This is a genomic window from Bradyrhizobium sp. UFLA06-24 (assembly GCF_054967145.1).
In genome coordinates, this window is record NZ_JADFUE010000018.1 from 57,207 (window position 1) to 84,017 (window position 26,811).

Annotated in this window: 27 protein-coding genes, 1 tRNA gene and 1 pseudogene; 11 read left to right on the forward strand and 18 right to left on the reverse strand. The window is 64.1% G+C overall.

The features are described from left to right. Positions 1-104: 104 nt before the first annotated feature. Entirely contained in the window at positions 105-806 is a 702-nt protein-coding gene (locus IF809_RS16755; RefSeq protein WP_462838032.1) for an SDR family NAD(P)-dependent oxidoreductase, read from the reverse strand. A 220-nt stretch (positions 807-1,026) separates the two neighbouring features. On the opposite strand from IF809_RS16755, the gene IF809_RS16760 reads away from it, so the two are divergent. Together IF809_RS16760 and IF809_RS16765 are read left to right on the forward strand one after the other, a co-directional pair. Then, a complete protein-coding gene (locus tag IF809_RS16760; protein WP_128968698.1) occupies positions 1,027-2,811 on the forward strand; it encodes an acyl-CoA dehydrogenase family protein in 1,785 nt (594 codons plus the stop codon). A 76-nt stretch (positions 2,812-2,887) separates the two neighbouring features. Then, positions 2,888-3,976: a Zn-dependent alcohol dehydrogenase gene (locus IF809_RS16765; protein ID WP_462838033.1), complete on the forward strand. Its 1,089-nt coding sequence runs from the start codon at positions 2,888-2,890 to the stop codon at positions 3,974-3,976. A 178-nt stretch (positions 3,977-4,154) separates the two neighbouring features. Here IF809_RS16765 and IF809_RS16770 read toward each other — a convergent pair whose 3' ends face one another. The 4 genes from IF809_RS16770 to mbfA form a co-directional block, all read right to left on the reverse strand. Continuing rightward, a complete protein-coding gene (locus tag IF809_RS16770; protein WP_462838034.1) occupies positions 4,155-5,627 on the reverse strand; it encodes an amidase in 1,473 nt (490 codons plus the stop codon). A gap of 91 nt (positions 5,628-5,718) precedes the next feature. Further along, on the reverse strand, positions 5,719-6,246 hold the full coding sequence (locus IF809_RS16775) for a cytochrome b (RefSeq protein WP_128968694.1): 528 nt from the start codon (positions 6,244-6,246) through the stop codon (positions 5,719-5,721). Between the two features lie 31 nt (positions 6,247-6,277). Further along, positions 6,278-7,135: a hypothetical protein gene (locus tag IF809_RS16780; protein WP_462838035.1), complete on the reverse strand. Its 858-nt coding sequence runs from the start codon at positions 7,133-7,135 to the stop codon at positions 6,278-6,280. Between the two features lie 9 nt (positions 7,136-7,144). Beyond that, positions 7,145-8,116, reverse strand: coding sequence for an iron exporter MbfA (gene mbfA / locus IF809_RS16785; protein WP_128968692.1), 972 nt, complete (start codon positions 8,114-8,116; stop codon positions 7,145-7,147). A 186-nt stretch (positions 8,117-8,302) separates the two neighbouring features. Here mbfA and IF809_RS16790 point away from each other — a divergent pair, with 186 nt between their 5' ends. After that, positions 8,303-9,025, forward strand: a complete 723-nt coding sequence (locus tag IF809_RS16790; protein WP_128968691.1) for a hypothetical protein — start codon at positions 8,303-8,305, stop codon at positions 9,023-9,025. A gap of 146 nt (positions 9,026-9,171) precedes the next feature. Here IF809_RS16790 and IF809_RS16795 read toward each other — a convergent pair whose 3' ends face one another. From IF809_RS16795 to IF809_RS16820, 6 genes are all read right to left on the reverse strand, one after another. Next, positions 9,172-9,552, reverse strand: coding sequence for a hypothetical protein (locus IF809_RS16795; protein WP_462838036.1), 381 nt, complete (start codon positions 9,550-9,552; stop codon positions 9,172-9,174). Positions 9,553-9,663: 111 nt separating this feature from the next. Then, positions 9,664-10,812: an alpha/beta hydrolase gene (locus tag IF809_RS16800; protein WP_462838037.1), complete on the reverse strand. Its 1,149-nt coding sequence runs from the start codon at positions 10,810-10,812 to the stop codon at positions 9,664-9,666. A gap of 121 nt (positions 10,813-10,933) precedes the next feature. Then, positions 10,934-11,803, reverse strand: coding sequence for an MBL fold metallo-hydrolase (locus tag IF809_RS16805; RefSeq protein WP_462838038.1), 870 nt, complete (start codon positions 11,801-11,803; stop codon positions 10,934-10,936). 14 nt (positions 11,804-11,817) lie between these two features. Continuing rightward, a complete protein-coding gene (locus IF809_RS16810; RefSeq protein ID WP_128968687.1) occupies positions 11,818-12,429 on the reverse strand; it encodes a glutathione S-transferase family protein in 612 nt (203 codons plus the stop codon). A 130-nt stretch (positions 12,430-12,559) separates the two neighbouring features. Next, on the reverse strand, positions 12,560-13,402 hold the full coding sequence (locus IF809_RS16815) for a fumarylacetoacetate hydrolase family protein (protein ID WP_462838039.1): 843 nt from the start codon (positions 13,400-13,402) through the stop codon (positions 12,560-12,562). A 198-nt stretch (positions 13,403-13,600) separates the two neighbouring features. Continuing rightward, positions 13,601-14,452: an MBL fold metallo-hydrolase gene (locus IF809_RS16820; protein ID WP_462838040.1), complete on the reverse strand. Its 852-nt coding sequence runs from the start codon at positions 14,450-14,452 to the stop codon at positions 13,601-13,603. Between the two features lie 136 nt (positions 14,453-14,588). Between IF809_RS16820 and IF809_RS16825 the strand changes: the two genes are divergently transcribed. Continuing rightward, entirely contained in the window at positions 14,589-15,065 is a 477-nt protein-coding gene (locus IF809_RS16825; protein ID WP_462838056.1) for a DUF3775 domain-containing protein, read from the forward strand. Between the two features lie 19 nt (positions 15,066-15,084). On the opposite strand, the gene IF809_RS16830 is transcribed toward IF809_RS16825, so the two are convergent. The 5 genes from IF809_RS16830 to IF809_RS16850 form a co-directional block, all read right to left on the reverse strand. Next, complete coding sequence (locus tag IF809_RS16830; protein ID WP_462838041.1) at positions 15,085-16,074, reverse strand: NADPH:quinone reductase; 990 nt, start codon at positions 16,072-16,074, stop codon at positions 15,085-15,087. Beyond that, positions 16,071-16,853 carry an SDR family oxidoreductase gene (locus tag IF809_RS16835; RefSeq protein ID WP_128968682.1) on the reverse strand — a complete coding sequence of 261 codons (783 nt, stop codon included), beginning with the start codon at positions 16,851-16,853 and terminating at the stop codon, positions 16,071-16,073. The genes IF809_RS16830 and IF809_RS16835 overlap by 4 nt, the downstream gene beginning before the upstream one ends. Before the next feature lie 118 nt (positions 16,854-16,971). Continuing rightward, positions 16,972-17,484, reverse strand: coding sequence for a CvpA family protein (locus tag IF809_RS16840; RefSeq protein WP_462838042.1), 513 nt, complete (start codon positions 17,482-17,484; stop codon positions 16,972-16,974). A gap of 205 nt (positions 17,485-17,689) precedes the next feature. Continuing rightward, positions 17,690-19,288 (reverse strand): GMC family oxidoreductase, encoded by a 1,599-nt coding sequence (locus IF809_RS16845; protein WP_164938917.1) that lies wholly within the window; start codon positions 19,286-19,288, stop codon positions 17,690-17,692. Between the two features lie 137 nt (positions 19,289-19,425). Continuing rightward, on the reverse strand, positions 19,426-20,802 hold the full coding sequence (locus tag IF809_RS16850) for a coniferyl aldehyde dehydrogenase (protein ID WP_244659464.1): 1,377 nt from the start codon (positions 20,800-20,802) through the stop codon (positions 19,426-19,428). 378 nt (positions 20,803-21,180) lie between these two features. Here IF809_RS16850 and IF809_RS16855 point away from each other — a divergent pair. The 6 genes from IF809_RS16855 (at position 21,181) to IF809_RS16880 (ending at position 23,662) form a co-directional block, all read left to right on the forward strand. After that, positions 21,181-21,257, forward strand: a tRNA-Met gene (locus IF809_RS16855). A gap of 192 nt (positions 21,258-21,449) precedes the next feature. After that, positions 21,450-21,761 (forward strand): nucleotidyltransferase family protein, encoded by a 312-nt coding sequence (locus IF809_RS16860; RefSeq protein ID WP_128968679.1) that lies wholly within the window; start codon positions 21,450-21,452, stop codon positions 21,759-21,761. Continuing rightward, on the forward strand, positions 21,751-22,107 hold the full coding sequence (locus IF809_RS16865; RefSeq protein WP_128968678.1) for a HepT-like ribonuclease domain-containing protein: 357 nt from the start codon (positions 21,751-21,753) through the stop codon (positions 22,105-22,107). Before IF809_RS16860 ends, IF809_RS16865 begins: the two co-directional genes overlap by 11 nt. A gap of 93 nt (positions 22,108-22,200) precedes the next feature. Then, complete coding sequence (locus IF809_RS16870) at positions 22,201-22,977, forward strand: cyclase family protein (RefSeq protein WP_128968677.1); 777 nt, start codon at positions 22,201-22,203, stop codon at positions 22,975-22,977. Positions 22,978-23,192: 215 nt separating this feature from the next. Then, the gene (locus IF809_RS16875; RefSeq protein WP_128968676.1) at positions 23,193-23,402 is read left to right on the forward strand and encodes a hypothetical protein; all 210 of its coding nucleotides are present in this window, start codon (positions 23,193-23,195) and stop codon (positions 23,400-23,402) included. 32 nt (positions 23,403-23,434) lie between these two features. Continuing rightward, complete coding sequence (locus IF809_RS16880) at positions 23,435-23,662, forward strand: hypothetical protein (protein ID WP_128968675.1); 228 nt, start codon at positions 23,435-23,437, stop codon at positions 23,660-23,662. Positions 23,663-23,798: 136 nt separating this feature from the next. On the opposite strand, the gene IF809_RS16885 is transcribed toward IF809_RS16880, so the two are convergent. Continuing rightward, complete coding sequence (locus IF809_RS16885) at positions 23,799-23,993, reverse strand: hypothetical protein (RefSeq protein ID WP_244659462.1); 195 nt, start codon at positions 23,991-23,993, stop codon at positions 23,799-23,801. Positions 23,994-24,022: 29 nt separating this feature from the next. On the opposite strand from IF809_RS16885, the pseudogene IF809_RS16890 reads away from it, so the two are divergent. Continuing rightward, positions 24,023-25,492 (forward strand): annotated as a pseudogene (locus IF809_RS16890) (ATPase); the annotation flags it as partial. Positions 25,493-25,696: 204 nt separating this feature from the next. Here IF809_RS16890 and IF809_RS16895 read toward each other — a convergent pair. Continuing rightward, complete coding sequence (locus tag IF809_RS16895) at positions 25,697-26,809, reverse strand: ABC transporter permease (RefSeq protein ID WP_462838043.1); 1,113 nt, start codon at positions 26,807-26,809, stop codon at positions 25,697-25,699. Between the last annotated feature and the right edge of the window lie 2 nt (positions 26,810-26,811).

The following is a 26,811-nucleotide window of genomic DNA, read 5'->3' on the forward strand; positions in this document are numbered from 1 at the left end:
GAAGCGACGAAGCAATCCAGACTGGTTCTGCCGAAAGATTCCTGGATTGCTTCGCTTCGCTCGCAATGACGGTTGTTGTGACGTTATTGCCTCAAACTACTGGCTCAAAACTTCTCCACCCAGGGCCGCAGCTCGAGCTCCCAGCTCCAGGCGCTGCGCGGCTGTTGAAGCACGTTCCAATAGCTCTCTGCGATCGCGTCGGGATCGAGCATCGAATCCGGCTTGTCGGGCGCTTCCGTCCGCGAAGCGCTGCGGATGCCACCGTCGATGACGAAATGCGCGACGTGGATGCCTTGCGGTGACAATTCGCGCGCCATGCTTTGCGCCAGCCCGCGCAGCGCGAACTTGCCCATCGCGAACGGGGCGGACTGCGCATAGCCCTTGACGCTGGCCGAGGCACCGGTGAACAGGATCGCGCCATGCTGGTTGGGGACCATGCGCTTCGCCGCCTGCTGCGCCACCAGGAAGCCGCCATAGGCGCTGACCGCGATCGCGTTGGCGACATCGGCCGGAACGAGGTCGACGAACGGCCCGCGCGCGCGGCCGCTGGCGTTGTAGACGACGAGGTCGGGCGTGCCGATCTCGCGCTCGACCAGGCCAAACAGGCGCTCGACCTCCTCGGGCTCGGTCGCATTGCAGGCATAGGCCTTGGCGCCGGTCTCGTTGCAGAGCGCACCGAGCTTCTCGATCTTGCGCGCGGCCAGCGCGACGCGGATGCCTTGCGCGGACAGCAGGCGCGCCAGCGAGGCGCTCAGGCCTTCGCCGGCGCCGACGATGAGGGCGATCTTGTATGTCGGGTATTCCATGGTGTGATCTCCCGGGGACGGGACCTCGTTGATCTAGGCATCCGCCATGCGGACAACCAGCCGGACCGATCACATTCCGCAGAGCGAACTGCTCCTTCACGGCAATCATGCGGCCCTGACGATTTGCGGCTTTATCGCTTCTTGCGACGGGAGCATGATCGACATCATGCCAAGCGGCAAGCGATAAGAATGCCGCCGGACGGAAACGAAGAGGACGATCATGCACGAGCCGCTCACAGCGCAGGCGAAAAGCCCTGCCGCCGCATCATCCGGCCTGCTGGCGCCCGATACCACGGGCATGAATTTCTACCGCGCGGATCCGGCGCTGGCGGACCTGTTGCGCATCCATCTGCCGGAGACGCTGTTTCGCCACATCGAGCCGCATCTGGACCGTCTTGGCGAGCTCGCCGGCGGCCATCTCGACGAGTGTGCGCGGCTTGCCGACCGGCACACGCCGGTGCTGCACCAGCGCGACAAGTTCGGCCGCGACGTGCAATGGATCGAATATCATCCGGCCTATCGCGAGCTGGAGAATGCCGCATTCGGCGAGTTCGGCATCCACGCGCTCTCGCTTCGCAAGGGCATCATGGGCTGGCCGGACAAATATCCCGTCGTGGCCAAGCACGCCTTCACCTTCCTGTTCAACCAGACCGAATTCGGCATGGGCTGTCCGATCAACGTCACCGACGGCTGCGCAAAACTGCTGGCGAATTTCGGCAGCGAGGCCCTGAAGGCGAAATATCTCGACGGCCTGACCTCGACCGACATGAGCAAGCTGACGCAAGGCGGCCAGTTCATGACCGAGAAGGAGGGCGGCTCCGACGTCGGCACGCTGACCACCCGTGCGGTGCAGGAGGGCGAGCATTGGCGCCTCTACGGCGAGAAATGGTTCTGCTCGAACGCCGATGCAAAGGTCGTCATGCTCTTGGCGCGCCCCGAAGGCGCCGGCCCAGGCACGCGCGGCGTCGGCCTGTTCCTGATGCCGCGCTTCCTCGACGACGGCGCGCAGAACCACTACCGGATCGTGCGCCTGAAGGACAAGCTCGGCACCCGCTCGATGGCCTCCGGCGAGATCAAGCTCGAAGGCGCCATCGCCTATGCCGTCGGCAAGCTCGATCGCGGCTTCGTGCAGATGGCCGAGATGGTGAACTCGTCGCGGCTGTCCAACGGCGTCAAATCCACCGCGCTGATGCGCCGCGCCTATCACGACGCGATGACGGTGGCGAAGAACCGCGTGGTGTTCGGGAGCCGCATCATCGACCTGCCGCTCGGCCGTCGCCAGATGCTGAAGATCATGCTGCCCGTCGAGCAGGCGCTGTCGATGAGCTTCCTCACCGCAGATGCGCTCGATCGTGCCGAAGCCGGCAGCCAGGATGCGGCAGCGCTGCTGCGCATCCTGACGCCGACGCTGAAATTCCGCGCCACGCGCGATGCCCGAAAGGTCTGCGGCGATGCGCTCGAGATGCGCGGCGGCATCGGCTATATCGAGGAGTTCGCAACGCCGCGCCTGCTGCGCGATGCCCATCTCGGTTCGGTCTGGGAGGGCACCGGCAACATCGTCGCCATCGATGCGCTCCGGCGCGCCGTCGGACGCCACGGCGCGGAATCCGCGCTCGCTGCCGATCTTCATGCGCGGCTCGACGACAGCGCCTCCGTGCCGCAGGCCTGGCGCGACAATTTGCGCGGTCTGGTCGATCGCGCAGTGCGCTTTGCCCGCCAGGTTGCGGGGAAATCCGAGAACGAGGCCGATGCGCGGCGTGCGACGAGCGTGCTTTATCATGTCGCGAGCGCGGTGGCGCTGGCCTGGGAGGCGCACCGCATCCACGAGATGCGCGGCGATGCGCGCCGCCTGCTGCTGTCGCGGCTGGTAATCGATCACCGAGTGGCACCGAGTGATCCGTTCCGGCTGACGGAAAATGCGACGCAGGCGAAGATCGCCGAGCTGCTGCTCGGTGATCGCACAGCCGGAATGAGCGAGGTTGGCGAACTGGTTCTGGCGGCGTAGGCTGGTCCTCACCTCTCCCATAGGGAGAGGTGGACAGCCGAAGATCCAACGAACAAACAACAACGAGGAAAACCCGATGAAGGCCGCCGTCCTCTATGAAGTCAACCAGCCGCTCGTCATCGAGGATGTCAGCCTGCCGAAGCCGGGCCCGCGCGAGGTGCTGATCCGCACCGCGGTCGCCGGGCTCTGCCACTCCGATTTGCACTTCATGGAAGGCCTTTATCCGCATCCGCTGCCCGCGGTGCTCGGCCACGAGTCGGCCGGCATCGTCGAGCAGGTCGGCTCCGACGTCACTTATGTGAAGCCGGGCGATCACGTCGTCACCTGCCTGTCGGTGTTCTGCGGCACCTGCGACAACTGCACCACCGGACGCACCGTGCTTTGCACCGACACGACGGTGAAGATGCTGCCCGGCGTCTCCAACCGGATGCAATGGTCGAAGCCGGAGAAGCTGCACCAGTTCCTCAATCTCTCCTCCTTCGCCGAGCAGATGCTGGTGCACGAGAATGCGATCGTCAAAATCAGGAAGGACATGCCGCTCGAGCTCGCCGCGCTGATCGGCTGCGGCGTCATCACCGGCTACGGTGCGGTCGTGAACACGGCCAAGGTGACGGCCGGCGAGACCGTGGCCGTGATCGGCTGCGGCGGCGTCGGCATGGCCGCGATCAACGGGGCGCAGATCGCAGGCGCCGGCCGCATCATCGCCATCGACACCAATCCGGCCAAGCTCCAGCTCGCGACCAAGCTGGGCGCGACCGACATCATCAATCCCGCCGACGGCGACGTGGTGAAGCAGGTGCGCGACCTCACCAATGGCGGCGTGCATCATTCCTTCGAGGTGCTCGGCCGCAAGGAGACCGCGGAGCAGGCGTTTGCCATGCTCGCCTCCGGCGGCACCGCCACCATCGTCGGCATGATCCCGTTCGGCCAGAAGATCGAGCTGCACGGCTTCGATTTCCTGCGCGAGCGCAAGATCCAGGGCTCCTCGATGGGTTCGAACCACTTCCGTGTCGATATGCCGCGCCTGGTCGATTTCTACCTGCGTGGCCGGCTGCACCTCGAGGACTGGATTTCGGCCAAGCTGAAGCTCAGCGAGATCAACGAGGGTTTCGCCAACATGAAGGCCGGCAAGACGCTGCGCAGCGTGATCGTGTTTGAAAGCTAGTAACCGCAATGACGGTGTCGTCGCCCGGCTTGACCGGGCGACCCAGTACGCCCCGGCGGCAGTTGTCCGCACCAACTTCCGCCGCGGAGTACTGGATGCCCCGGTCAAGCCGGGGCATGACAGCGGAATGCGGGGGCTTAGTTCAACTCTCCGCGACACGTGGGCCGACCAGGAGGCCTCAATCCTCGAACATCTTCGGCGGCACGAACCCGCCGAACTCGCGTTCGATCAATTCGGCGAGCTTGAGCGGCGTGCGGTCCTCCAGCCACGGGCCGACGATCTGCACGCCGACCGGCAGCCCATCCGGTGCGAAGCCGGTCGGGATCGCTGTCGCGGGCAGGCCTGGGAGCGTGGCGATGCCGGGCCAGACGAGCTGGTCGGTATAGACGTGCGCCGTGCCGTCGATCAGGATGCGGCGCTGTTCCTGGTCCGGCGAATGATCGTGCGGATAGGCCGGCGTCGGCATGACCGGGCAGATCACCGCATCGAAGGATTTGAACAGCTCGTGCCATTGCGCGCGCAGGCGTGTCCGGCCGCCGCGCGCCAGCAGCCAGTCACGATGGCTGAGCGCGATGCCGCGCAGGCGTTCGGCCTGCAGGCTGTTGTTGCTGGCCGGCAGGGTAGCGGCCGCGGCGGCCGCCCCAGCGTAGAACTCGGGCGAGAAGCTGGCTGCGAGGAACGACAGCAGCATCCGCATATAGAGGCGCGAGGACGCCGCGAAATCCGGCAGCAGCGGACTGCTGCGATCGATCCTGACGCCGGCTTTGGCGAGATTGTCGGCGAGCGTGTTGATGCTGCCGCGTACCGCGGTGTCGGTCGGCAGCACCGGATCGGAATCGATCACGAGAACTCGGAATTCTTTCAGCGAGCCGTGACGCGCGGCCGGCAGCTCGAGCCTGTAAGCCTTGCCGTTGTCGAGCGGGTCGGGACCGGCCATGACATCGAGCAGCAGGGATAGATCGCCGGCACTTCGCGCCATCGGTCCGATCACGGCGAGATCGCGCTCATAAGCTAACGCGGGAGCCGGCGGCGGCGTATGACCACGAGACGGCAATAGATCGAAGGTCGGCTTGTGGGCGTAGACGCCGCAATGGAACGCCGGCACGCGCAGCGAGCCGCCGATGTCCGAGCCGATCGAGAGCGGGCCGTAACCCGCCGCCAGTGCCGCCGAGGAGCCACCGGAGGAGCCGCCCGGCGTGCGGCCGAGATCGTAGGGGTTGTTGGTAGTGCCGTAGATGTCGTTGTAGCTCTGCCAGTCGGCGAGGGCGAGCGGCACGTTGGTCTTGCCGAGCACGATCGTGCCGGCATCCTTCACCCGCGTGACAGGCAGGGCATCTTCCCTCGCGATGAAGTCCTTGTGGGCGGGATTGCCCCAGGTCGTAGGCAGGCCGGCAATGTTGTAGGATTCCTTCACCGTCATCGGCAGGCCGAGCAGCGGCTTTCGCTCGCCGCGGGCCAGCGCCGCATCCGCTTCGCGCGCGGCGTCCAGCGCGCGATCGAAATCCCGGACGCAGATCGCGTTGATCTTGCCGTCGTGACGTTCGATGCGGTCGATCGCATCCTGCGTGAGCTCGACGGCCGACACCTTCTTCGCCGCCAATGCGGCCGACAGTTCGACCGCGCTCTTGAAACTCCATTCCGATTTCGCCACGACATGCTCCTGCGCTTCGCTGTTTGCGATGATGCGCAGTTTTAGCCGATGCCGCAACCGCCGTTTGATCGCGGTTGATCTGTCCGGAATGCTACCCGGGCAGCATCCGCTGCATCACCCGGTCGCGATAGATGAAGACATGCGCCAGCGCGGCTGCGACGTGAATGCAGATGGTGATGAGCAGCGCCCATTCCATCGCCTGGTGGAGGCCGTCGATCGCCTTCCCGGCGGCCGCGTTGTCGGACGCGAGCATCGGCAGCGGCACGAGATAGAAGTACGAGACGGACCAGCCGCGGAAGGACGCAAACAGCCAGCCGGAGATCGTCGTCGCCAGTACCAGCGCGTAGAGCAGCCAGTGGACGGCCTCCGAAGACAAGCGCTGCCAGGGGGGGAGGGAGCTTTCAGGCGCGACCGGATGGGTGAGGCGCCAGACGAACCGGAGCGCCGTCAGCAGCAGGATCGTCAGGCCAATGGACAGGTGGAAGGTCATGCCGGCGCCCGGGCTCATGCCCCGATGGATATCCGGCATCAGCCAGCCGATCGGATATTGCACGGCCAGCAGGGCGACGATGACCCAGTGGAAGATCTTGGCGGGCGTGCCGTATTGAAGACGGGTCATGAGGATCCCTGGCATTGAAAGGTCGCGCCGGTCAGGGCTGGAAGCCGTGCACGGCAGCATGGGTGAAAGGATTGACTGGTCCGCTCACGCGATCGCCACCGTCCGGTTTCTGGCCCGGCGCCGGAAAGGCATAGCCGATGATGGTCTTGACCACGAGGCGGTCGGACCCCCGCGTCAACCCGTAGCCGACGCCGAAGTTCACGTCGAAGTCGCCGGCCTTGAAGTCGGTGACCGCGAACAACGTGTGCTGCTGGTCCGCAAGCTTGTCGAAGTTTCCGATCTGGCCGAGGTCGCTATAGTACTCGAAGCCTGCGTACAGATCGTCCCCGAATTTGCGTGCGATACGCGCCGCCGGCGTGAAATGCTGTTCGGCGAACTTGCCGAAATGGACGTCGACGATCGGATTGACGATGAACTCGTACTCGCTGTTTCGCACCCCGATGATGGGACGAATCTCCATCGAGAACCGGGACTGGGAGAATGGCGGCGTCTCGTTGCTGAATTCGAAGTTCACGCCGTAGAAGAAATTGCGCTGTTCGGCGTGCGGCGAAACGAACAGCGTGCGCAGCTTGAATGCGTCCGAATAGAAGCGCTCGTCCTGGATCGAGAACGGCAGGTAGAGTCCGACCTCCCACCAGTCGGTCACGCCGTAGGCGAATTCCGGGGTGCCGTTCAGGCTGTGATTTGAGGCGAGCCCGCCGGGAAAGGGCGGATTCTTCTGACCGAGCGCGATGTAGTTCAGATGCTGCTGGATCGTGAACTGGCCGACCGCGGCGATCCCGGCGTTGTAGACTTGAATTTCATCGGTCGCGTGCGCGGCTCCGCCCAGGGCTGGGAGGGTCAATACCGCCGCAAGGCCTGCTGCGTTGAATGAACGATGTCCCTTCATCGCCGTCGCCTACGCCGCCCCGATCAAGATGCCCACCGCCAGCACGATGGCGCCGCCGAGCACGATCTGGAACACGGCCTGAAGGAAAGGCGTGTCCATGTAGCGCGAGCGGATGAACGCGATCGCCCATAGTTCGAAGAACACGACGACGCAGGCGATCGCGGTCGCGATCCAGAACGCATTGGCCCAGCTGTCGGGCACGAGATAGGGCGCGGTGTGGCCGAGCCCGCCGAGCGTCGTCATTGCGCCGCAGGTGACGCCGCGCAGCCAGGGCGAGCCGCGGCCCGTCAGCGAGCCGTCGTCGGACAGCGCTTCCGCAAACCCCATGCTGATGCCGGCGCCGATCGAGGCGGCGAGGCCGACCAGAAAGGTCTGCCAGTTGTGATGCGTGGCAAAGGCCGCGGCGAACAGCGGCGCCAGTGTCGAAACCGAGCCGTCCATCAGGCCGGCGAGGCCCGGCTGCACATATTGCAGCACGAACATGCGGCGATGGGTGCGATCTTCTTCCGCGCGCACGTCGGAGCTCAGGATCTGGTCTGTCAGTTTCGCAGCGGTCTCCTCGTGGCCTTTCTCGGCTTCCGCGAGATCGCCGAGCAAGCGGCGCACGCCGACATCCTGGGCCTGTTCGGCTGCCTTCACGTAAAAGCGCTCGGCCTGCAATTCCATGGTCTCGACCTCCCTGCGGATGGTGTCGAGTGGCAGGTTCTTGGTGAGCCAGACCGGGCGGCGCTTCAGGAATCCCTTGACGTCCTCCCGACGGATCGGTGGCAAATGCTGGCCGAAGCGTTGCTCGTACATTTCCAGCAGCATGTGCCGGTGGCCGCGCTCTTCCTCGGCCATCTGCTCGAACAGCTTGGCCGAGTCGGGATAGCGTTCCTTCAGATCTTCGGCGAAGCTCATGTAAATGCGGCTGTCTTCCTCCTCGGAGGAGATCGCGACCGCAAGCACCTCGCGCTCGGTTAGATCGGCAAAGTTCTTCACGAATTGGACCTGTTATCAGTTTAGAATGGTTCTAAATCGATATAGGCTGCAATTCGTTCAGGGTCAATTCACGCGCGCCGCGCGAATCCTGACAATCCACGTGCCGCCACGGATGGCGCTTGAGTGCATGGAAACCTGCCCCGACGTACAGGTTTAAATTCTAGAGTTTGAATGGACGGGTGAATAATGGCCAAGGTCAAGTTTCGTCTGAACGATCCGCGGCTGGCGCCCCGCCGCACCAAGATGGAAATCCCGGGATGGTCCGGCACGCGCGAGCCGCGTGCGAACGGTTCGCGTGAGCAGGTCTGGCATTGCGTGCCGTTTTCCGAGGGCGCGCAATACGGCATCGAGCTGTTCTATCCCTATGACTTCGAGCTTCGTGTCACGACCAGGGATGGCCGTTTGGTCCTCGAGGCCGATTGGGGCGAACCGCCGGAAGGTGGCGCGGAATGGCCGCCGTTTCGCAGGTTTGGCGACGCATTCTATACCTATCAGATCCTGCTCGATCTCAAGGTCGAGAAAGGCATGGCGATTCGGACCGAGCCGCATCCGCGCTTCTATGCCGATCGGACCGACACCGTGCCGATCGCGGTCCCTGCGCTGATCCGCAATTGGTGGCCGATGATGTTCTTTTGCGTCTTCAAGGCGCCGGCCGAAGGCCGAACTCACATCTTCCGGCCTAACGAACCCTTCGCTCAAATCATCGTCATTCCCGAGGAGGCGAACTTCGAGCTCGAGCCCATGGGGGAGGAGGAAGCCGCGGAGCGCGAGCTCCAGGCTCGCCGGATCTACAACAGTCGCCCCAAGCTGGCTGCCGGCACCGAATGGACGTCGTCATCCGATACGGTGTTCGACGGCACTTACCGGCATCTCCATCGCGCGGCCAAGGAGAAGGCGCGCAACGAATAGGCGACCGCTGGCGGGCTTGCGCCTCCTCTATACTGCGTGCGGTACCAGCCGCGGGTACTTCCATCTGGTGCTGCCGGCGGCGACGGCCTCGGCAAAACAAACAGGACCCGAAGGTCCTGTTCATCGCATTCATGCGGCCGGCGATCTCAATAATAATCGCGGCGGTAGAAGCTGTGATGGTGGTGATGATGATGGTGGTGATGGTGGTAATACCGCCGATACCGCGGCACCACCACGACTGGCGCGTCGTCATAATAGCGGTAGCGCCGATAGAAGCTGTGATGGTGATGATGATGGTGGTGGTGGTGATAAAACTGGGCGAGCTGCACATTCTCGCTCGTCCTTGCCGGTGGCGCTTCATCGATGGCTTGCAGCAGGGCACTGGCGTTCGCAATCGGCTCCAGCAGGTCGGCATATGAATTCGCCTGCAGAACATCTGCCGGTGCCGGTGCCGGTGCGGCTTCGACCGCGCCAAGCGTCCCGAGCGCAGCCACCGCGCCCAATAATCCGGCGATTTTCTTGTCCATTTTCATCTCCCATGGTCGCCGGACATAGTTCCGGTATCCCGCAACGTCAGATATTGCCGAATGTTCCCTGAACCCCGGATTAATGCCTTGTGACGAGACGGTGGCGTCGCGTCAGGCCGTTGCGGCGTCGCGGAGGAACTTCAGCAGGAGCCGGCTGACTTCGGCGGGCTGCTCCTGCTGCACCCAATGGCCGGCACCATCGACGAGATGGCAGCCGAGCAGCTTCGTGCAGCCGCGCCCCTGCATCGCCTCGAACACACCCGGACGTTGATAAGTGCCCCAATCCTGCCTGCCCGAGATGAAGCAGGAGGGCACGTCGATGCTGCGGCCCGAGAACAGCTGCATCTCGCTGTTGAACATGCCAGACGTGACGTAGCGATACCATTGCAACCCGCCCTGGAATCCGGTGCGGCGATATTCGGCGCTGTAATAAGCGAGGTCGCTGTCCGGCAGCCAGGTGTTGGCAGCGATCGCGGCCGGCGATGGCATCTCCTTCGCGACCGTCTCGGCCATGGTCTCACCGAGATCCATCACGTAATACGTCGGCAGCTTTGCGAGTTCGTCCGCCGACCACGACTTCATCGGATGAGGCTTGTTGTCGATCCAGTCGGCGCTTTTGTGGTGATAATAGGCGCGCAGGAAATCATGCACGCCCTGCGGCGCGTGCTGCATGTCTGCGTTCGCTCCGCGTGTCGAATAGTACCATTGATAGTGGATGCGCGGCCGCGGCAGCGCGGCGAGCTCGCGATGCACGGGATCTTCGGCCGCAGGCTGTGCCGGCTTATCGGCCGTGTTGAACGGCAACGCCGGCGCGCCGCCGAACGGCGCACTCATCAGCGTCACCGTGCGAAACACGTCCGGGCGGATCAGCGCACACCAGGCCGCGACCGGGCTGCCGAAATCATGACCCGCCAGGTCGACCTGCGTGTAGCCGAACGCCGACACCAGCGCGAGCGCATCGCGCACGAGGTTGAGCAGTGAGAACGGCGCGAGATCGCCGTCGTAATCCGCGGTCCAGCCCGTGGTACGGCCATAGCCGCGCTGGTCGGGTGCGATCACGTGATAACCGGCCGCCGCCAGCGCCGGCATCACCTTGCGCCAGGAGAAGGCAAGCTCGGGAAAGCCGTGCAGCAACAGGATGCAGCGACGGCCCTTGGTCTCGAACCCGGCCTCGAGCACATGCATGCGCAGACCGTTGATGCCGTCGACATAACGCGAGCGGATGCCGGCGGGGAGAGGGATATCTGGGAGACCGGCCATGGTGTTTCCTCGTCATGGCCGGGCTTGTCCCGGCCATCCACGTTCTTGTTGCCGTTGATTGTAAGTACGTGGATGCCCGGGACAAGCCCGGGCATGACGGAAGATACAGTGAGCCGCTAGATCACACCGCCGCGCAGACGAACGCATTGCCCTTGCGTTTGATCCTCCCGACCGACGGCGAGGGGAAATGCGCGGTACAGCACAGCGTGTCGGTGTCGCAATAGCGCTCGAGAAAGCTGCGACGCGTCGTGGCCGCCTTGGCCGGATCGACGTCGAACTTGATCGACAGCTCCGGGTATAGCGTCTGCAAGGGCGAATGCATGAGGTCACCGGAGAACACAGCATCGTCCTTGCCGCGGCCCATGGTGATCGCGACATGGCCGGGCGTATGGCCCGGCGTCGGCAGGATGTGGACGTGGTCGCCGATCTGGTGATCGTTGCCGACGAGCTCATGTCGTTTGGCTTCGACGACCGGCAGCACGCTGTCGGCAAAGGGCGGGACCTCCGCCTTCGCATTCTGCTCGAACCAGTGGTCGTATTCCTGCTTGGCGAAGACGTAACGCGCTCTGGGGAAGGTCGGCATCCAGCGGCCGTTCTCGAGCCGCGTGTTCCAGCCCACATGATCGACATGCAGGTGCGTGCACATCACGAAATCGATGTCCTCGACGGCAAATCCGGCAGCGTTGAGGCCGCGCAGATAGGTGTCGTCCGTCTTCATGTTCCATTTCGGACGGTTGAGTCGCGGCTTGTCGTTGCCGATGCAGCTGTCGACCAGAATGGTGTGATGCGGCGTCGTCACCACATACGACTGAAAGCACAGCAGCAGCACGTCCTGCTCGTCCAGCGCGCGTGCCTGCCGCATCCAGCCCCGGTTCTCGGCCAGCACCTCGGGCGTCAGTCCCGGCAGCATCTCCAGCGCCGGCACGAACGAGGTTTCCTGCTCGATGATGCGATGGATGGTGAGGTCGCCGACCGAAAACTTCAGGCTCATGAGAGCTCCTCGGCTCATGCTGCCGGCGGCACCGAGATCTTGACCGAGGGCCGCTCCAGCATCTTCTGGTGGAAGGCGTCGAGTTTCGGATAGGCCTTGCGCCAGCCGCAATCGGCGAAGCGGAAGTCGGCGTAGCCGAGCACGCAAACAAGGCCGATCTGCGAGATGTCGAACGGGCCGTCGAGCACCTCGGGCATATTCTCGAAGCGCGCCATGCCGGTCCAGGCCCGATTCCAATGATCGTCCATCCAGGCCTGCCATTGCAGCCCCTGCGGTCGCACCATCTTCTCGTAGCGGCACAGCAGCATGGAATCGAGCATGCCGTTGATCAGCGAGTGATTGGTCTTGGCCTTCCAGCGCCCCGGACCGTAAGCCGGGATCAGGCTGCCGCCGGCCATCTCGTTGAGGTATTCGACGATGACGTAGGAATCCAGGATGACGTCGCCCTCATCGGTGATCAGCACCGGCAGCTTCTTCAGCGGCGTGATCTTCGAATAGTCCTCGTTGACCGTGCCCGGCGCGACGGTTGCCGGCATGAATTCGATCCTGTCGATCAGCCCGAGCTCGATCGCGGCGATGCGCACCTTGCGGGCGAAGGGCGAGGCGGCGGAGAAGGAGAGTTTCATGAGGATGTCCTCCGGGTGACGGCAGTTGTTTTCGTCATTGCGAGCGAAGCAATCCAGGCTGTCTCCGTGGAAATAGTCTGGATTGCTTCGCTCGCTCGCAATGACGGGAGAGAGGGCGGTGATCGCAGCTTTACGCCGCAACGATCTCCTGGCGCTGCTCGCCGAGGCCTTCGATGCCGAGCGTGACGACGTCGCCGACATTGAGGAAGGTCGGCGGCTTCATGCCGAGGCCGACGCCGGGCGGGGTGCCCGTGGTGATGATGTCACCCGGCAGCAGGGTCATGAACTGCGAGACATAGGAGACGCACTTGGCCATCGAGAAGATCATGGTCTTGGTCGAGCCGGTCTGACGGCGCTGGCCGTTGACGTCGAGCCACATCGACAGGTTCTGTACGTCCTTGATCTCGTCCTTGGTGGCGAGCCACGGGCCGACCGGGCCGAACGTGTCATGCGACTTGCCCTTGGTCCACTGGCCCAGGCGCTCGGTCTGGAAGTTGCGCTCGGAGACGTCGTTGCAGACGCAATAGCCGGCGACGTAGTTCAGCGCATCGGCTTCAGAAACGTACTTGGCGCGGGTGCCGATGATGCAGGCGATCTCGACCTCCCAGTCGAGCTTGGTCGAGCCGCGCGGCTTCTCGACGGCGTCGTTGGGGCCGGACAGCGAGGTGTTCGCCTTCATGAAGATGATCGGCTCGGTCGGAATGGCTGCGCCGGTCTCCTTGGCGTGGTCGCTGTAGTTGAGGCCGATCGCGACGAATTTCGAGATGCCGGTGACGGGCGCGCCGAAGCGCGGCTTGCCGGAGACGGCGGGCAGAGAAGCGGGGTCGATCGCTGCCAGCTTCTTCAGGGATTCAGGCGAATAGGCCTCGCCGGTGAGGTCCTTCAGATGCACCGACAGATCGCGCAACTGGCCGGATTTGTCGATCAGGCCGGGCTTTTCCGCACCCTTTTCGCCGTAACGAACAAGCTTCATTCTCGTTTCTCCCTTGGGATGGACTGATCGGTTAAATAGCTTCATGGAACAGGGCGGCGGGAAATTCAACCGCCCAGAACCGGGTGCATTGCAGCCCTTCCTTGTAGGGTGGGCAAAGGCGCGGAGCGCCATGCCCACCACCTTCTTTCAATAGCCGGCGTTGGTGGGCACGCTGCGCTTTGCCCACCCCACGATTTGCTAGGATTGCTGCGCCACAAACCTGAACGCATCGCCCTCCCCGCGGATGTGGCCGGCCGAGAAATGCCCGCCGATCACGAGCGTCGGCGTATCGGCAAACCGGCCGAACAGCTCACGCCGCGTCACAGCGGATTGCGTCTGGTCGGAATCCGCGGTGGAGGACCAGCCAAGATGCGCCATCTGGCATGGATGATGAGCGACGTCGCCGGTCAAGAGCCCCTGTTCGCCGTCCGACTGGATCAGGACGCTCATATGGCCCGGACTGTGGCCGGGCGTCGGGATAATGCTGATCTCGTCCGAGAGCCTGTGATCGCTCGGGATCAGATCGGCACGGCCGGCATCGACGATCGGCTTCACGGAATCGTCAAAGACGGCCTGCTTGTCCGGCTCGGTCGAGTGTTTCAGCCAATGCTCGTATTCGGCGCGTCCGAACACGTAGCGCGCTTTGGGGAAGGCGGGCACCCATTTGCCGCCGACCAGCTTCGTATTCCAGCCGACATGATCGACGTGAAGATGCGTGCACAGCACGGTGTCGATGCTGTCAGGCGGAAAGCCCGCGGCCGCCATCATGTTCAGAAACGGCGTGTTGCGGTTATTCCAGGTCGGAACGTTGCGGCCCTGCTTGTCGTTGCCGAGGCCGGTGTCGACCACGATCCGGCGCGACGGCGTCTCCACCACCAGCGAGTGGATCGACATTTTCAGCCGGCCCTCTTCGGTCGCGAAATGCGGAATCAGCCAGGGCAACTTCCTGATCTCGTCATTGCTGGCCAGAGGCAGGATGAAGCGGGTCGAGCCGACCGTTTCCAGTTCGACCACCTTGGTGATTTTGACCTTGCCGACCTTCCACTGCATCGGGCGCCCCCCTATTTTCTTCATTTGGCGGCGAAAGATGCGCATTTTCCGCCATGAAGCGCAATGGATCATCTGTCGCGACATTGCGTTATCGAGGGAACCTGGACCCAACCCAAAGGACGAGCAGGGGGAGCCCATGCCAGAGCTTGCGATTTCCGCCGACAAGGTCGCCTTCATCATCGAGAAGGCGCGCGAATTCGACGTCAAGGAGGGGGACTCCGATCCGGATTCCGGCTCCAACGCAGCCGACGACGATATGATCGACGTATTGGAGGACGATGGCTCCGATCCCGCCGGTCTCGAGCTTGGCAGCTTCATCACCGCCCTCAACGAGGACGAGCAGCTGGACCTCGTGGCGCTGACATGGCTGGGGCGCGGCGAGGGCACGATCGATGATTGGGACGATCTCCGTTCGCGCGCCGTCGAGGCGCGGGCGACTTATCGCGCTCCCCGGCGCGAAACGGCCCGCTACCTGCTCGGCGATCCCATGCTGGGTGATCTGCTTGCCGACGGGCTCGACGCCTTCGGCATCGACTGGACGGATGAACGCACGACGGCCGATTCGTCCGCGCCCAGTCAGCAGGACGAAGACGAGCCCACCAAACAACGCTGATGCCGCCGGCTTCGGCGCTTCACTTGGCGCAGTTGACGACCACGGTACCGAGCTTGTCGCCCTTCTCGACGGCGAGATGCGCCTGCGCCGTGTCCGACAGGGCGAACTCTGCCGCGACATTGTGAATTCGTGGTCCCGCCGCCAGCCATTTCGAAATGTCGGCCTGCGCCGCCGCGAGCAGCGCCGGCGGTAGTGCGAACAGCACCAGCGTGCGCAACGTGATGCATTTCTCCATCAGCTCGCGCATGGGGACGACAGGCGTGCGGTTGCCGTTGGTGGCGTAGACCGCGATGGTGGAATTGACGGCCATCAGCTTCAGCGTCGTTCCGATGTTGCCGCCGAAATCGACGTCGACGACGCGATCGACACCGCGTCCGCCGGTGAAGGCCATCGCCTTCGCGACGACATCCTCGTCCTTGTAATTGACCACGAGATCGGCGCCCGCCTGCCGTGCCAGCTCGCCCTTCATGGCCGAGCTGACTGTCGCGATCACCTGCGCGCCGCCCCATTTGGCGAGTTGCACGGCATAATGGCCGACCGCGCCGGCGCCGCCGGTGACGAGCACGGTCTTGCCGACGATTGCCCCGTCCGCAAACAGGCTGCACCACGCGGTCATCGCGGGGATGCCGAGCGTTGCGCCTTCCGCAAACGAGAGATGGCCCGGCAGCGGCGTCACCAGCTGCTCGGCCAGCGCGATATATTCCGCCGCGGTGCCAAAGGCGCGGCCGTTGCGCTGGCCGTTGAACAGCCAGACCCGATCGCCGAGCTTGAAGCGCGTCACCCCATCGCCGATCTGGTCGACGAAACCCGCGCCATCGCTGTTCGGGATCACGCGCGAAAACTCCATCGCGCGATAAGAGCCGCCGCGCCGGCCGACATCGGCTGGATTGACGCCGGAGGCTTGCAGGCGAATGCGAACTTCGCCGGGGCCCGCGACCGGCGTCGCCATCTCACCATAGGTGAGAACGTCCGCCGCCGGCCCTGTCTGCTCGTACCAGACCGCTCTCACAGCGTTCCCGGGAACGCGCCGCCGTCGAGCAGGATGTTCTGGCCGGTGATGAAGCCGGCCTTGGCCCCGCACAGAAAGGCGCAGGCGTAGCCGAACTCGTCGGGCTGGCCGAAGCGGCCGGCGGGGTTCAGTTTGGCGCGCTCCGCCAGAATCTGCTCCGGCGAAACGCCGCGCTTGTCGGCTTCGCCCTTCGCGGTGCTGGTCAGGCGGTCGGTCTCGAACGGACCCGGCAGCAGGCCGTTGATGGTGACGTTGTTGATCACGGTCTTGCGCGACAGGCCCGCGATGAAGCCGGTGAGGCCGGCGCGCGCGCCGTTGGAGAGGCCGAGGATGTCGATCGGCGCCTTCACCGCGGCCGAGGTGATGTTGACGATGCGGCCGAACTTGCGCGCCATCATGCCGTCGACGGTTGCCTTGATCAGCTCGATCGGCGTCAGCATGTTGGCGTCGATCGCCTTGATCCAGTCGTCGCGGGTCCAGTTGCGGAAGTCGCCGGGCGGCGGGCCGCCGGCATTGTTGATGAGAATGTCCGGCTCGGGGCAGGCCTTCAGCACGGCTTCGCGGCCCGCCGGCGTCGTGATGTCGCCGACGATTTCGGTGACCTTCACGTTCGGATAGGCTTTGCGGATTTCGTCGGCTGTCTTCTTCAGGGCTTCCGCGCCCCGCGCGGTCAGCACGACGTCGACGCCGGCTTCGGCCAGCGCCATGGCGCAAGCGCGCCCCAGGCCCTTGCTGGATGCGCAGACGATGGCGCGGCGACCTTTGATCCCAAGATCCACTGTTTCACTCCCGAAAATAGCACGCAGGTTTTTGAACGGGGCGCACTCTAGCCAACATCGGCGGCCCTGATAAGGGACGGGTCCGCGTCAAAATGCATGGCGCGCCCGCGCCCATGCTTTAGATGCGCCGTTCCTGCTTCAGGCGGTCGATTGCCTCGGCAGCCTCCGGCGGCAGCGATTTGAAACCCATCTGCCCGACCGCCGAGAACAACGGGCGCAGATGCGAGCCGGCGAGGAAGGGCGGCTGGCGGCTCGGCGGCACGATCTGGTCGAACACCAGCACCAGCGTGGTGGCGACGAGCCCGACCCTGATGGCACCGAGCGCGGCGCCGCCGATCCGGTCGCCGATGCCGGCATCGCGGATCGTATCGCTCAGCGCGAGCCGGCCGAGATAGCCGAACAGCATGCCGACCACCACGAAGATGGCGAAGAACCAGATCCAGTTCTGAAACAGCGACGCGTTCGGGTTGCCGGCGACCTGCGGCACGATCAGCGGCATCAGCGCGACCGCGATGGGAGCGGCGAGGAGATAGGCGAGGATGGTCACGGCGCTGCCGAGCAGGCCGGTCCTGAAACCGAAACCGATCGCAATGGCGAGTGCGACGTAGATCGCGAGATCAAAGCTGTTCATGAGCAAAACCCTGCCAACGGAACGTATGAACGTCGAACCGATCGTTCCGGTTTCAGCTCGCTAAAATCGTCTGTAATTGGCTCCCTACAGCTCAGGATTGCATTCGTTCATGACTATTCGACGTCAGTAAAGAAACTATCTCTTTGGCTGCCGTCCCGGCCCCGCACGCGCAATTGCGCGCGAGGTGAGGAACGGTCCGCGTCGCCTAACTCGGCCGCATCCCGGCCTTGATCATATCCGCCGCCTTCTCCCCGATCATGATGGCAGGCGCATTGGTATTGCCGCCGATCAGCGTCGGCATGATCGAGGCGTCGACGACGCGAAGGCCCTCCAGCCCACGCACCTTCAGCTTCGGATCCACCACCGCCATGGCGTCCGTGCCCATCTTGCAGGTGCCGACGGGATGATAGACCGTGTCGACGCGACCCCGCAGGACGGCGCGGATGTCGTCGTCCGTTCGCACATCGGCCGTGAACATGTCCTTCTTCTGCAAGGCACGCAGCGCAGGCGTCTCCATCAGCCGCCGCGTGGTCTTGAAGCCCGCGACCATCGCTTCGAGATCATCGTCTTCACCGAGGAAGTTGGGGTCGATCATCGGTGCGGCAAGCGGATCGGCGCTTTTCAGCCACACGCTGCCGCGGCTCTTCGGCCTGAGCAGGCAGACGTGACATGAGAAGCCTGCCTCCTTGTGTTTCTTGCGGCCGTGGTCGTCGAGCATCGCGATGACGAAGTGCAGCTGGATGTCAGGCACATCGAGATCCGGGCGGGTTTTCAGGAAGCCGCCGCACTCGGCGAAATTGGTGGTCATCAGGCCGCGCCGCTCGCGGCGATAGCGCTGAATGGCGCGGAGCAGCGATGGCAGCCGGCCGAGCGACGAGTGAACGAAGTGCGGATAGTCGGAAGCATAGACGAAGACGAAATCCGGATGGTCCTGCAGATTTTTCCCGACGCCCGGCAGATGATGCACGACGCCGATGCCGTGCCTGCGAAGCGCCTCGCCGTCGCCGACGCCCGACAGCATCAAGAGCTGCGGTGACTGGAAGGCGCCGCCAGCCAGGATCACCTCCCGCTGCGCGCGCAGCTGTTTCGTCTGCCTGCCCTGCACATATTCGACGCCGACCGCACGTCCGCCCTCGAACAGGATCCTGGTGGCATGCGCGCCGGTCTCGACGCGCAAATTCGCGCGCTTGCCCATGTGCGGCTGCAGATAGGCCCGCGCCGCGCTCCAGCGCTCGCCTTTGTGCTGCGTCACCTGATAGCTGCCGAGCCCTTCGTGGTCTTCGCCATTGAAGTCGTCGCGGATGCGGAACTGCGCCTCGCGCGCGGCCTGGTGGAAGATGTCGTGAACAGGATTGTCCGAGCGCAGCCGGTTGACGTGCAGCGGCCCGCCCTTGCCGTGATAATCGCCGTCGAAATCGGCATTGTTCTCCGAACGCTTGAAATAGGGCAGCACGTCCGCATACGACCAGCCTTGATTGCCGAGCGAGGCCCAGTGGTCGTAGTCCCATTTGTGGCCGCGGATATAGACCATGGCGTTGATTGCCGAGGAGCCGCCGAGGCCCTTGCCGCGCGGTTGATAACCGACACGTCCGTTCAACCCCTTTTGCGGCACGGTCTCGAAGGCCCAGTTCGCCGCGCTGTAGGGCAGCGCGAGCCCGAATGGCGTCGTGATCCGCCAGCTGTCGTTCGTGCCGCCGGCATCGAGCAGCGCCACCGATGTCGCCGCATCCTCCGACAGCCGCCCCGCCACCGCGCACCCGCCGGAGCCCGCGCCCACGACGATGAAATCGAATGTATCTGTCATTGATGTCTCCCCCATTTGCATTTTTCTCGTCATTCCGGGGCGCGCGAAGCGCGAGCCCGGAATTCATTCATCCGCTTGGCACATGGCGAAATGGATTCCGGGCTCGATGCTGCGCATCGCCCCGGAATGACGGGCAGCTACGACATGAACCGCATCATCTTCTCCAGCCGCGCGATCTTGCCGCCATAGGGCGGATAGAGGTCGGCGAGGCGGTTGAACCTGGAGCGATAGAACACCGGCTTCAGCTTGCTGAAGGTCCGAAAACCCCATTCGCCGTGATAGGCGCCGGTGCCGGAGGCGCCGACACCGCCCATCGGCTGGTTGATTTGCGCGAAGTGAAACAGGCAGTCGTTGATGGTGACGCCGCCGCTGACCGTGCGTGCCAGCATCTCGTCTCGCGCGTTGCTGTCCGTGCCGAACCAGTACAGCGCGAGCGGCCGGTCGCGCCTGACGATGAAGGCGATGGCATCGGCGCGTTCGCGATAGGGGAGCACCGGCAGCACCGGCCCGAAGATCTCCTCCTGCATCGCGGCCATCGCTTCGGTCGCACCGAGGATCAGCGTCGGCGGGAATTTGCGATGCGCCTTCCAGTTGGGATCGTCAGCCCTGGCCGGTTGCAGGATCTTGGCGCCGCGCTCGGCGGCGTCAGTGACCAGCCCTTCGAGCCGGGCATAATGCCGGTCGGAAATGATGGAGGTGTAGTCCTTGTTGGCGGGATCGGTGCCGAACATGCGCCGCATCTGCGCGCTGACTTTTTCGGCAAGGGCCTGCAGCGATCGCTCCGGCACCAGCACATAGTCAGGGGCAATGCAGGTCTGTCCGGCATTGAGCAGCTTTCCGTAGGCGATGCGCTCGGCCGCCTCGTCGAGATCGGCGGAGGCATCGACGATCGCAGGCGACTTGCCGCCGAGCTCGAGCGTGACGGGGGTGAGATTGCGCCCCGCCGCTTCCGCGACCAGCCGCCCGACCCGGGTCGAGCCCGTGAAGACGAGGTGATCGAACGGCAGATGGGCAAAACCCTTTGCGACCTCGTCCTCGACCCCGGTGACGAGCAGCTCCGTGGCGTCGAACGTCTCGGCGATCGTCTGCTTGAGCAGCGCGGAAAAGTGCGGGACGAGCTCGCTCGGCTTGATGATGACGAGGTTGCCGGCGGCGATGGCGCCGATCGCGGGCGCGAGCGTCAGTTGCAGCGGATAATTCCAGGGCGCGATGATGCCGACCACGCCGAGCGGCTGCGGCATCAGCCGGTTGCGGGCGGGGAGGAATTGCAGCGCCGTCGCCACGCGCTGCGGCGCCATCCAGCTCTTCAGGTGTTTCGTGGCATGCCGGATCTCGGAGAACACCATCATGGCCTCGGCGATGGTGGTCTCGATTGCCGAGCGGTGGCCGAAATCGGCCGAGATCGCCTGCCTGAAACGCTCTTCATTGTCGGCGACGACCGCGCGCAGCCGCGCCAGCCGGTCGAGCCGCGCGGCACAGTCCGGCGCCGGCTCGGCCCGCGAGCGCGCGAGCATCGCCTGGAAGCTGTCGGTGAGTGCGGCCAGCGGCGCGCTCGCCGGCGCGCGGTCCAGAGTGCTGTTCAAGGCGGTTCTCCCCGTCAGGCGTTTCGCCGCTGTTTTGTTGCCGCAAGCTGGCGGTTTGTGGAACTTCTGGCAAGTGCCGGGCAAACCGGCCGGAATCTGCGCCCGCTCCCTGTCACAAAGTCGAAAAAAACGTCCCCGCGGCCCTTTCCAAAGCCAGCCCGCCTTGATACATACCCCCCGCACCCAAGGGCCTTGGCCCGGGGTTGCCTTCCAGGGAAGCCTTCGGGACGGGAGAAGAAAGCCACGCGCACAGCGTCGGCCCTCAATCCATCGTCCCCGGCATTTTCTCGAAGGCGCGCAACGGTTTAACGCGGGGTGGAGCAGCCCGGTAGCTCGTCAGGCTCATAACCTGAAGGTCATAGGTTCAAATCCTATCCCCGCAACCAAATAGGCCAGTCTACGAGGTCCTAGAAAGCCGCCCTCCGGGCGGCTTTCTTGTTTTGGGCTCTGTCTCCGCACGAAGGAAACCGGTCTGTCCTGGCTTCAGCCCTATGTCCTTACGGAGGAAGAACACCCAAACGAAGCTTTGGTGGGATGATTTGTAACATGTATTCTGACGGGGCCGGCAGGAGACGGGCATGCACGCGGAAATCGAAAGGCATCGGGACGCACTAAGGGCCCTGTGTGATCGTTATGGCGTCGTGCGGCTCGAACTGTTTGGCTCTGGAGCGCGCGGCGACGACTTCGATTCGGCGAGAAGCGACGCGGATTTTCTCGTCGAGTTCGACAAAAACAGTGGCATGCCGCCGCTCGACCAGTTTCTCGGGCTCGCCGAAGGGCTCGAACGGCTTCTCGGACGTCCTGTCGATCTCGTCGAGGCTTCGGCCCTCAAGAACCCCTATGTGCGCGCAACGATCAACCGGTCGAGAGAATTGATTTATGCCGCGTGATCCGCGTGCGTTTCTATGGGACGTGCAGCAGGCCGGCCAGGCGATCGCCGAATTCACCGCGGGTCTTGATGCCTCAGGTTATCGAGCGAGCCCGCTGATCCGATCGGCCGTAGAGCGGCAGTTCGAGGTCATTGGCGAGGCGCTGAACCGGCTCTCGAAGGACGCGCCGGATATCGCTGATCGGGTACCCGACCTGCGGAGGATCGTGAGCTTTCGCAACATCCTGACCCACGGCTATGCGGTTGTCGATGACGGACGAGTATGGGAGATCGTTACGTCAATGCTGCCCACCCTGCGTGCCACCGTAACGGCTCTCCTGAGTGAATTGGGGCCGCCGGACGCATGAACGTTGGTCCATTGCAGGTCATCGCAATCGAGCGGAAAGACGCCTGAAGCAACGCCTGAGCCGCCAACGAAAGACAATCACCCAGGAAGGGCCATGACCAGCAAGCTGATCGACATCTCCGTTCCCCTCCAGAACGACGTGCCGGCCGATCCGCCCGGCAATCATCCGACCATCCAGTATATCGACCACCAGCAGGGCCTGCCGCGCATGCTGCAGTTCTTCGACGGGCTGAAGGCCGAGGATCTGCCGGATGGACAGGGCTGGGCGGTGGAGCAGGTCAGCCTCTCGACCCACAACGGCACCCATCTCGACGCACCCTGGCATTTCCACCCGACCATGAACCGCGGCGAGCAGTCCTGGACCATCGACGAGGTGCCGCTGGAATGGTGCTTTCAGCCAGGCGTGAAGCTCGACTTCCGCCATCTGCCGGACGGCTATGTCGCGACGGCCGCGGACGTCGAGGCCGAGCTCAAGCGCATCGGCCACGAGCTGAAGCCGCTCGAGATCGTCGTGGTCAACACCAGCGCCGGCGCCAAATACGGCCGGCAGGACTACGTCACCTCGGGCTGCGGCATGGGCTATGAAGCCACCATGTACCTGCTCGAGCGCGGCGTGCGCCTGACCGGCACCGACGGCTGGAGCTGGGACGCGCCGTTCGTCCACACCGCGAAGAAATATGCCGAGACGAAGGACGCCGGCCTGATCTGGGAAGGCCACAAGGCCGGCCGCCATATCGGCTATTGCCATCTCGAGAAGCTGCACAATCTCGAGCTGCTGCCGCCGTCAGGCTTCAAGGTGTCATGCTTCCCCGTGAAGATCGAGCGCGCCTCGGCCGGATGGACGCGGGCGGTCGCGATTTTGGAGGGCTAATTGCTCGGGCTCGCCTTTATCCCGCGCAGTCCGGTCCATCCAACGTCGTCAGCGGGTGCGCGGGGCAGCGCGTAGCATTCTGAAGCGGAAAGCATCCGCTTGCGTCCTTGCCGGCTTCCATGTGACCCGGGTCACGGTCTGCTGCAGATGATTGCTCCATCTTCCAAGACATCAGTTCGGATGGACCGACTGGATTTCGGGATGGAGAAGCCACCATGCGCACCAGCAGACCTGCGATCGAGTTATCGCTCGAAGACCTGGAGATCGTCGCCGGCGGGGACGGCGTCATGGGGCAAACCGGAAGCATCCAGTTCGGTGTGGGAGCAAACCACGGAGCGTCGGTGTCGTGGCCGGGAGCCGTCGGGGGTGTTGAGGGAACGTGGACCGCATCGAGCAAATCCGGCCTGAGTTGGCGTCCGGCGTGACCTGTCGCGCCGCGCCCTTCGGAAAGAGTCCAATGGAGAAGATCATGACCAAGGCCACTGAACCGATGGACCTGTCGCTCGAGCAACTGGAGATGGTTGTTGGAGGCGACGGTGTTCTGGGCAGCACAGGTGCGATCGTCTTCGCGAACGGAACGGCCGGGAGCTCCGTCAGCTGGCCAGGGGCTGTCGGCGGGGTGCAGGGCACATGGACAGCATCCAGCAACACCGGCCTGAGCTGGCATGCAGCTCAGCACGCGTGAGAGCGGCCAGCCGGAAAGGCCCGTGGTGGAAGGAGCGGCACACAGCCATAGTACCGGTTCGCTGTGCGCCGAGCCAAAAAAGCGCGAGCCAGCAAACGCCGGCCCGCGCGGTTCAGATCGGAAAATGGTGCGCTCTCTAACCCAGGCTCAGCGCCTCGCCGGCTTCTACGGACTGAGCGCGAGCATCGCGCGCCGGCTTGTACGGACAGACCATCGTCAGATAGAGCAGCGTGGGTGTCTTGCTGTCTCCCTCGTACTCCCACTCCAGCCGGATCTCATGCGTATCCGCGCCCGGGTCGGTCTCTTCGTGGGTCGTGATGTGGGTTTTCATCGGGATCGGTGGCTCCGAATTGAAACATTTCCGAAGCGATGCTGGCAAAGGTTGCCGGGCTGCCCGAAGAGGTGCTGAAAAATTGTCTTTCCGCGCTCGATCGCGCCGAGTTGCTGGTCAGTATCGATACCGATCTGGAAGATTCTCTCGAATTCCGACACGAGATGGTTCGTCAAGTGACTTACGACTCGATGGTCGAAAAGGTTCGTGAAAACCTGAATGCACGCATCATCGAAGCTTTCGAGGCCGAAGAAAGCTGGCGCGATACACCCGAGCGACTTTGCTACCATGCGACCCAGGCGAAGGATTGGCGAAAAGCGTTCGATCACGGAAGGAGTGCTGCACGGAAATGCCTGGTGCGCTCTGCCTATACCGATGCGGCTGACTATTTCGACATCGCGATGAATTCGCTCGATAAGACGCCGACGAGCCGGTCGCGTGAGGCGGATGCCGTCGATCTCCGGATGGAGGCGCGCATGGCGTTTATGTGGTCCGGTCACGTTGCTCGGGCGCTGGAGCTGGGAAATGAAGCCGAGCGGCGCGCCGATGCCATCGATGACCTCGGTCGCAAGATCGCGGCCATGACTGTCCGGGCGAGTGCGCAGAACTTCTACGGAACGCCGGCCGAGGCCGTCGCGATCGGCGAGGCTGTCGCGAACCTGTCGCGAGGGGAACGTGATCAGGGATGGAGCAATCTGGCCCAATATGGGCTGGGGCAGGCCTATTTCCTTGCCGGCCGCTACCATAGCGCCGAAGAGATTCTGGAAACCGTCCGCGGCCGGTTGATGGATCCGGAGGCCAGTGCCCCGCTTGGCTCTACCCCAAGATATCTCCTGCTTCTCTGCTGCATGATGGGCAGCATCACCCACACCGTCATGGGCGAGTTCGATATCGCCGAGCAGCTTCAGCGCGAGGCCGCGGCGATCGCTGAGGAAACCGGTCGGCCCTATGACCGCGTTGCCGCCGCCTATAGCGGCGGCTGGCTGAAGCTTGGCCGGGGCGATCCGGCGGCGGCCGCCGCGGTCCTCGAAGAGGGGTTTGTGCTGGCGCAGAAACACGGCATCCGGCTGTTCGTGCCGGTCCTCGCCTGCCATCTCGGCATCGCCTATCTCGAGCAGGGGCTGTTCGACCGGGCCCGCCGCATGCTGACTGAAGCGCGCGAGGAGGCGAGGGCGGTCGGCTATACCTCGGCGGTGCTGCGCTCCTCGATCTACCTGGCTCTGGCGAGCCACCAGCTCGGCGACGCCCAGGCGGCGCAGAACATGCTGCGCGAGGCGCGCAACACCGCGCGCCAGCAGGGCTTTTCCGGCCTCGAGGCCGAGGCGCTGTTCGGCGAGGCCGTGGTGACGCCGCGATCGAGCGAGGAGAACCGCACGATCATCCTTGCCGCTCTGCGCGCCGCGATCGCGATCGCCTCCGGGAGTGGTGCCAGTCCGTTGCTCGGCAAGGCCGAGGCAATGCTGAACGGCCTGCTCGCAGGCGGCGGTCAGCCGGGCTGACGTCCCTCGGCGGCGGCGTGTGCTTCTGCCCGGCGGGCGGAGTGAATTTCATAAATGTTGCAAGGATTTAGCTACTGTGCATGGGGTTGTTTTGGTTTTTTGGCTCGAGGCGGCCGCTGTGACGACAAGTCCCTTGCGCCGGCGGCAAGGCAATCGCGCCGCTTCGACAATCTGATGTACGAGCACCATTGAACGCCGCTATGGCTAGGCCAGGAAGGCCCGGAAACGCCGTAGCGCGATCAGGAAGAAGACGACGCCGATCAGCCCGAGCGCGAGAAGCTGCGGCCAGACGGCTTCGAGGCCGGCGCCGCGGAACAGGATGGCCTGGGCGAGCATCACGAAATGCGTGTTCGGTGCCGCCAGCATGATGTCCTGGACGAATTGCGGCATGCTCTCCCGCGGCGTCATGCTGCCGGACAGGGTCTGCAACGGCAGCAGGATCATGATCAGCAGCAGCCCGAACTGCGGCATCGACCCGGCAACGGTTGCGAGAAAGATGCCCATGCTGGTGGTAGCGAAGAGTTGCAGCGCCGCGCCGAGCAGGAACAGCGCCACCGAGCCGTCGATGGTCACAGCCAGCCATCCCTTCACCACGAACACGATCGACAAAGCGGAGGCGACCAGCACCACCGCTCCCATCGACCAGACCTTGCTCACCATGATCTCCAGCGGCGTGACCGGCATCACCAGGAGATGCTCGATCGTGCCGTGCTCGCGCTCGCGGATCAGCGCCGCACCGGTCAGGATGATCGAGAGCATGGTGATCGAGGTGATCACGTGGTCGATGGCGCCGAACCAGGACTTCGTCAGTTCCGGGTTGAAGCGTGCCCGCAGTGCCAGCTCGATCGGCGGCGCCTGCGCATCGCGCGTACGGGCCAGGAATTCGGCGATTTCCGCGCCGACGATCTGCTCGACATAGCCGCCGCCGTTGAAGGCCTGCGAGATGCGCGTCGCATCGATATTGAGCTGGATCGCCGGCGACTTTCGCGCCAGCAGGTCGCGCTGGAAGTCCGGCGGAACGTCGAGCGCGAACGTGTCGAGCCCCGCATCCATCCTGCGGTCCATTTCGTATTGCGAGATCAGACGCGGCTCGGAGAAATACGGCGCGGTGAATGCCATCCCGATGCGGGTCGAGACCGGCGAATGATCCTCGTCGACGATGGCGATCGCGGCGCGGTTGAGGGTTTCCGGCAACGCCTTCGCGCCGGCGTAGACCGCCAGCGTAAAGGAATAGACGATGAGCACGAGCAGCATCGGATCACGGACGAGGCCGCGCAGCTCCTTGATGCCGAGTTGAAGCACGTTATCGATGCGCATGA

What these genes read in the sequence shown, in the direction of transcription:
- IF809_RS16755 (WP_462838032.1), bottom strand. Translation starts at nt 806, where the DNA reads ATGGAATACCCGACATACAAGATCGCCCTCATCGTCGGCGCCGGCGAA.
- IF809_RS16760 (WP_128968698.1), top strand. Translation starts at nt 1,027, where the DNA reads ATGCACGAGCCGCTCACAGCGCAGGCGAAAAGCCCTGCCGCCGCATCA.
- IF809_RS16765 (WP_462838033.1), top strand. Translation starts at nt 2,888, where the DNA reads ATGAAGGCCGCCGTCCTCTATGAAGTCAACCAGCCGCTCGTCATCGAG.
- IF809_RS16775 (WP_128968694.1), bottom strand. Translation starts at nt 6,246, where the DNA reads ATGACCCGTCTTCAATACGGCACGCCCGCCAAGATCTTCCACTGGGTC.
- IF809_RS16780 (WP_462838035.1), bottom strand. Translation starts at nt 7,135, where the DNA reads ATGAAGGGACATCGTTCATTCAACGCAGCAGGCCTTGCGGCGGTATTG.
- IF809_RS16790 (WP_128968691.1), top strand. Translation starts at nt 8,303, where the DNA reads ATGGCCAAGGTCAAGTTTCGTCTGAACGATCCGCGGCTGGCGCCCCGC.
- IF809_RS16795 (WP_462838036.1), bottom strand. Translation starts at nt 9,552, where the DNA reads ATGGACAAGAAAATCGCCGGATTATTGGGCGCGGTGGCTGCGCTCGGG.
- IF809_RS16800 (WP_462838037.1), bottom strand. Translation starts at nt 10,812, where the DNA reads ATGGCCGGTCTCCCAGATATCCCTCTCCCCGCCGGCATCCGCTCGCGT.
- IF809_RS16805 (WP_462838038.1), bottom strand. Translation starts at nt 11,803, where the DNA reads ATGAGCCTGAAGTTTTCGGTCGGCGACCTCACCATCCATCGCATCATC.
- IF809_RS16810 (WP_128968687.1), bottom strand. Translation starts at nt 12,429, where the DNA reads ATGAAACTCTCCTTCTCCGCCGCCTCGCCCTTCGCCCGCAAGGTGCGC.
- IF809_RS16815 (WP_462838039.1), bottom strand. Translation starts at nt 13,402, where the DNA reads ATGAAGCTTGTTCGTTACGGCGAAAAGGGTGCGGAAAAGCCCGGCCTG.
- IF809_RS16820 (WP_462838040.1), bottom strand. Translation starts at nt 14,452, where the DNA reads ATGCAGTGGAAGGTCGGCAAGGTCAAAATCACCAAGGTGGTCGAACTG.
- IF809_RS16825 (WP_462838056.1), top strand. Translation starts at nt 14,589, where the DNA reads ATGCCAGAGCTTGCGATTTCCGCCGACAAGGTCGCCTTCATCATCGAG.
- IF809_RS16840 (WP_462838042.1), bottom strand. Translation starts at nt 17,484, where the DNA reads ATGAACAGCTTTGATCTCGCGATCTACGTCGCACTCGCCATTGCGATC.
- IF809_RS16845 (WP_164938917.1), bottom strand. Translation starts at nt 19,288, where the DNA reads ATGACAGATACATTCGATTTCATCGTCGTGGGCGCGGGCTCCGGCGGG.
- IF809_RS16850 (WP_244659464.1), bottom strand. Translation starts at nt 20,802, where the DNA reads ATGCTCGCGCGCTCGCGGGCCGAGCCGGCGCCGGACTGTGCCGCGCGG.
- IF809_RS16860 (WP_128968679.1), top strand. Translation starts at nt 21,450, where the DNA reads ATGCACGCGGAAATCGAAAGGCATCGGGACGCACTAAGGGCCCTGTGT.
- IF809_RS16865 (WP_128968678.1), top strand. Translation starts at nt 21,751, where the DNA reads ATGCCGCGTGATCCGCGTGCGTTTCTATGGGACGTGCAGCAGGCCGGC.
- IF809_RS16870 (WP_128968677.1), top strand. Translation starts at nt 22,201, where the DNA reads ATGACCAGCAAGCTGATCGACATCTCCGTTCCCCTCCAGAACGACGTG.
- IF809_RS16875 (WP_128968676.1), top strand. Translation starts at nt 23,193, where the DNA reads ATGCGCACCAGCAGACCTGCGATCGAGTTATCGCTCGAAGACCTGGAG.
- IF809_RS16880 (WP_128968675.1), top strand. Translation starts at nt 23,435, where the DNA reads ATGGAGAAGATCATGACCAAGGCCACTGAACCGATGGACCTGTCGCTC.
- IF809_RS16885 (WP_244659462.1), bottom strand. Translation starts at nt 23,993, where the DNA reads ATGAAAACCCACATCACGACCCACGAAGAGACCGACCCGGGCGCGGAT.
- IF809_RS16895 (WP_462838043.1), bottom strand. Translation starts at nt 26,809, where the DNA reads ATGCGCATCGATAACGTGCTTCAACTCGGCATCAAGGAGCTGCGCGGC.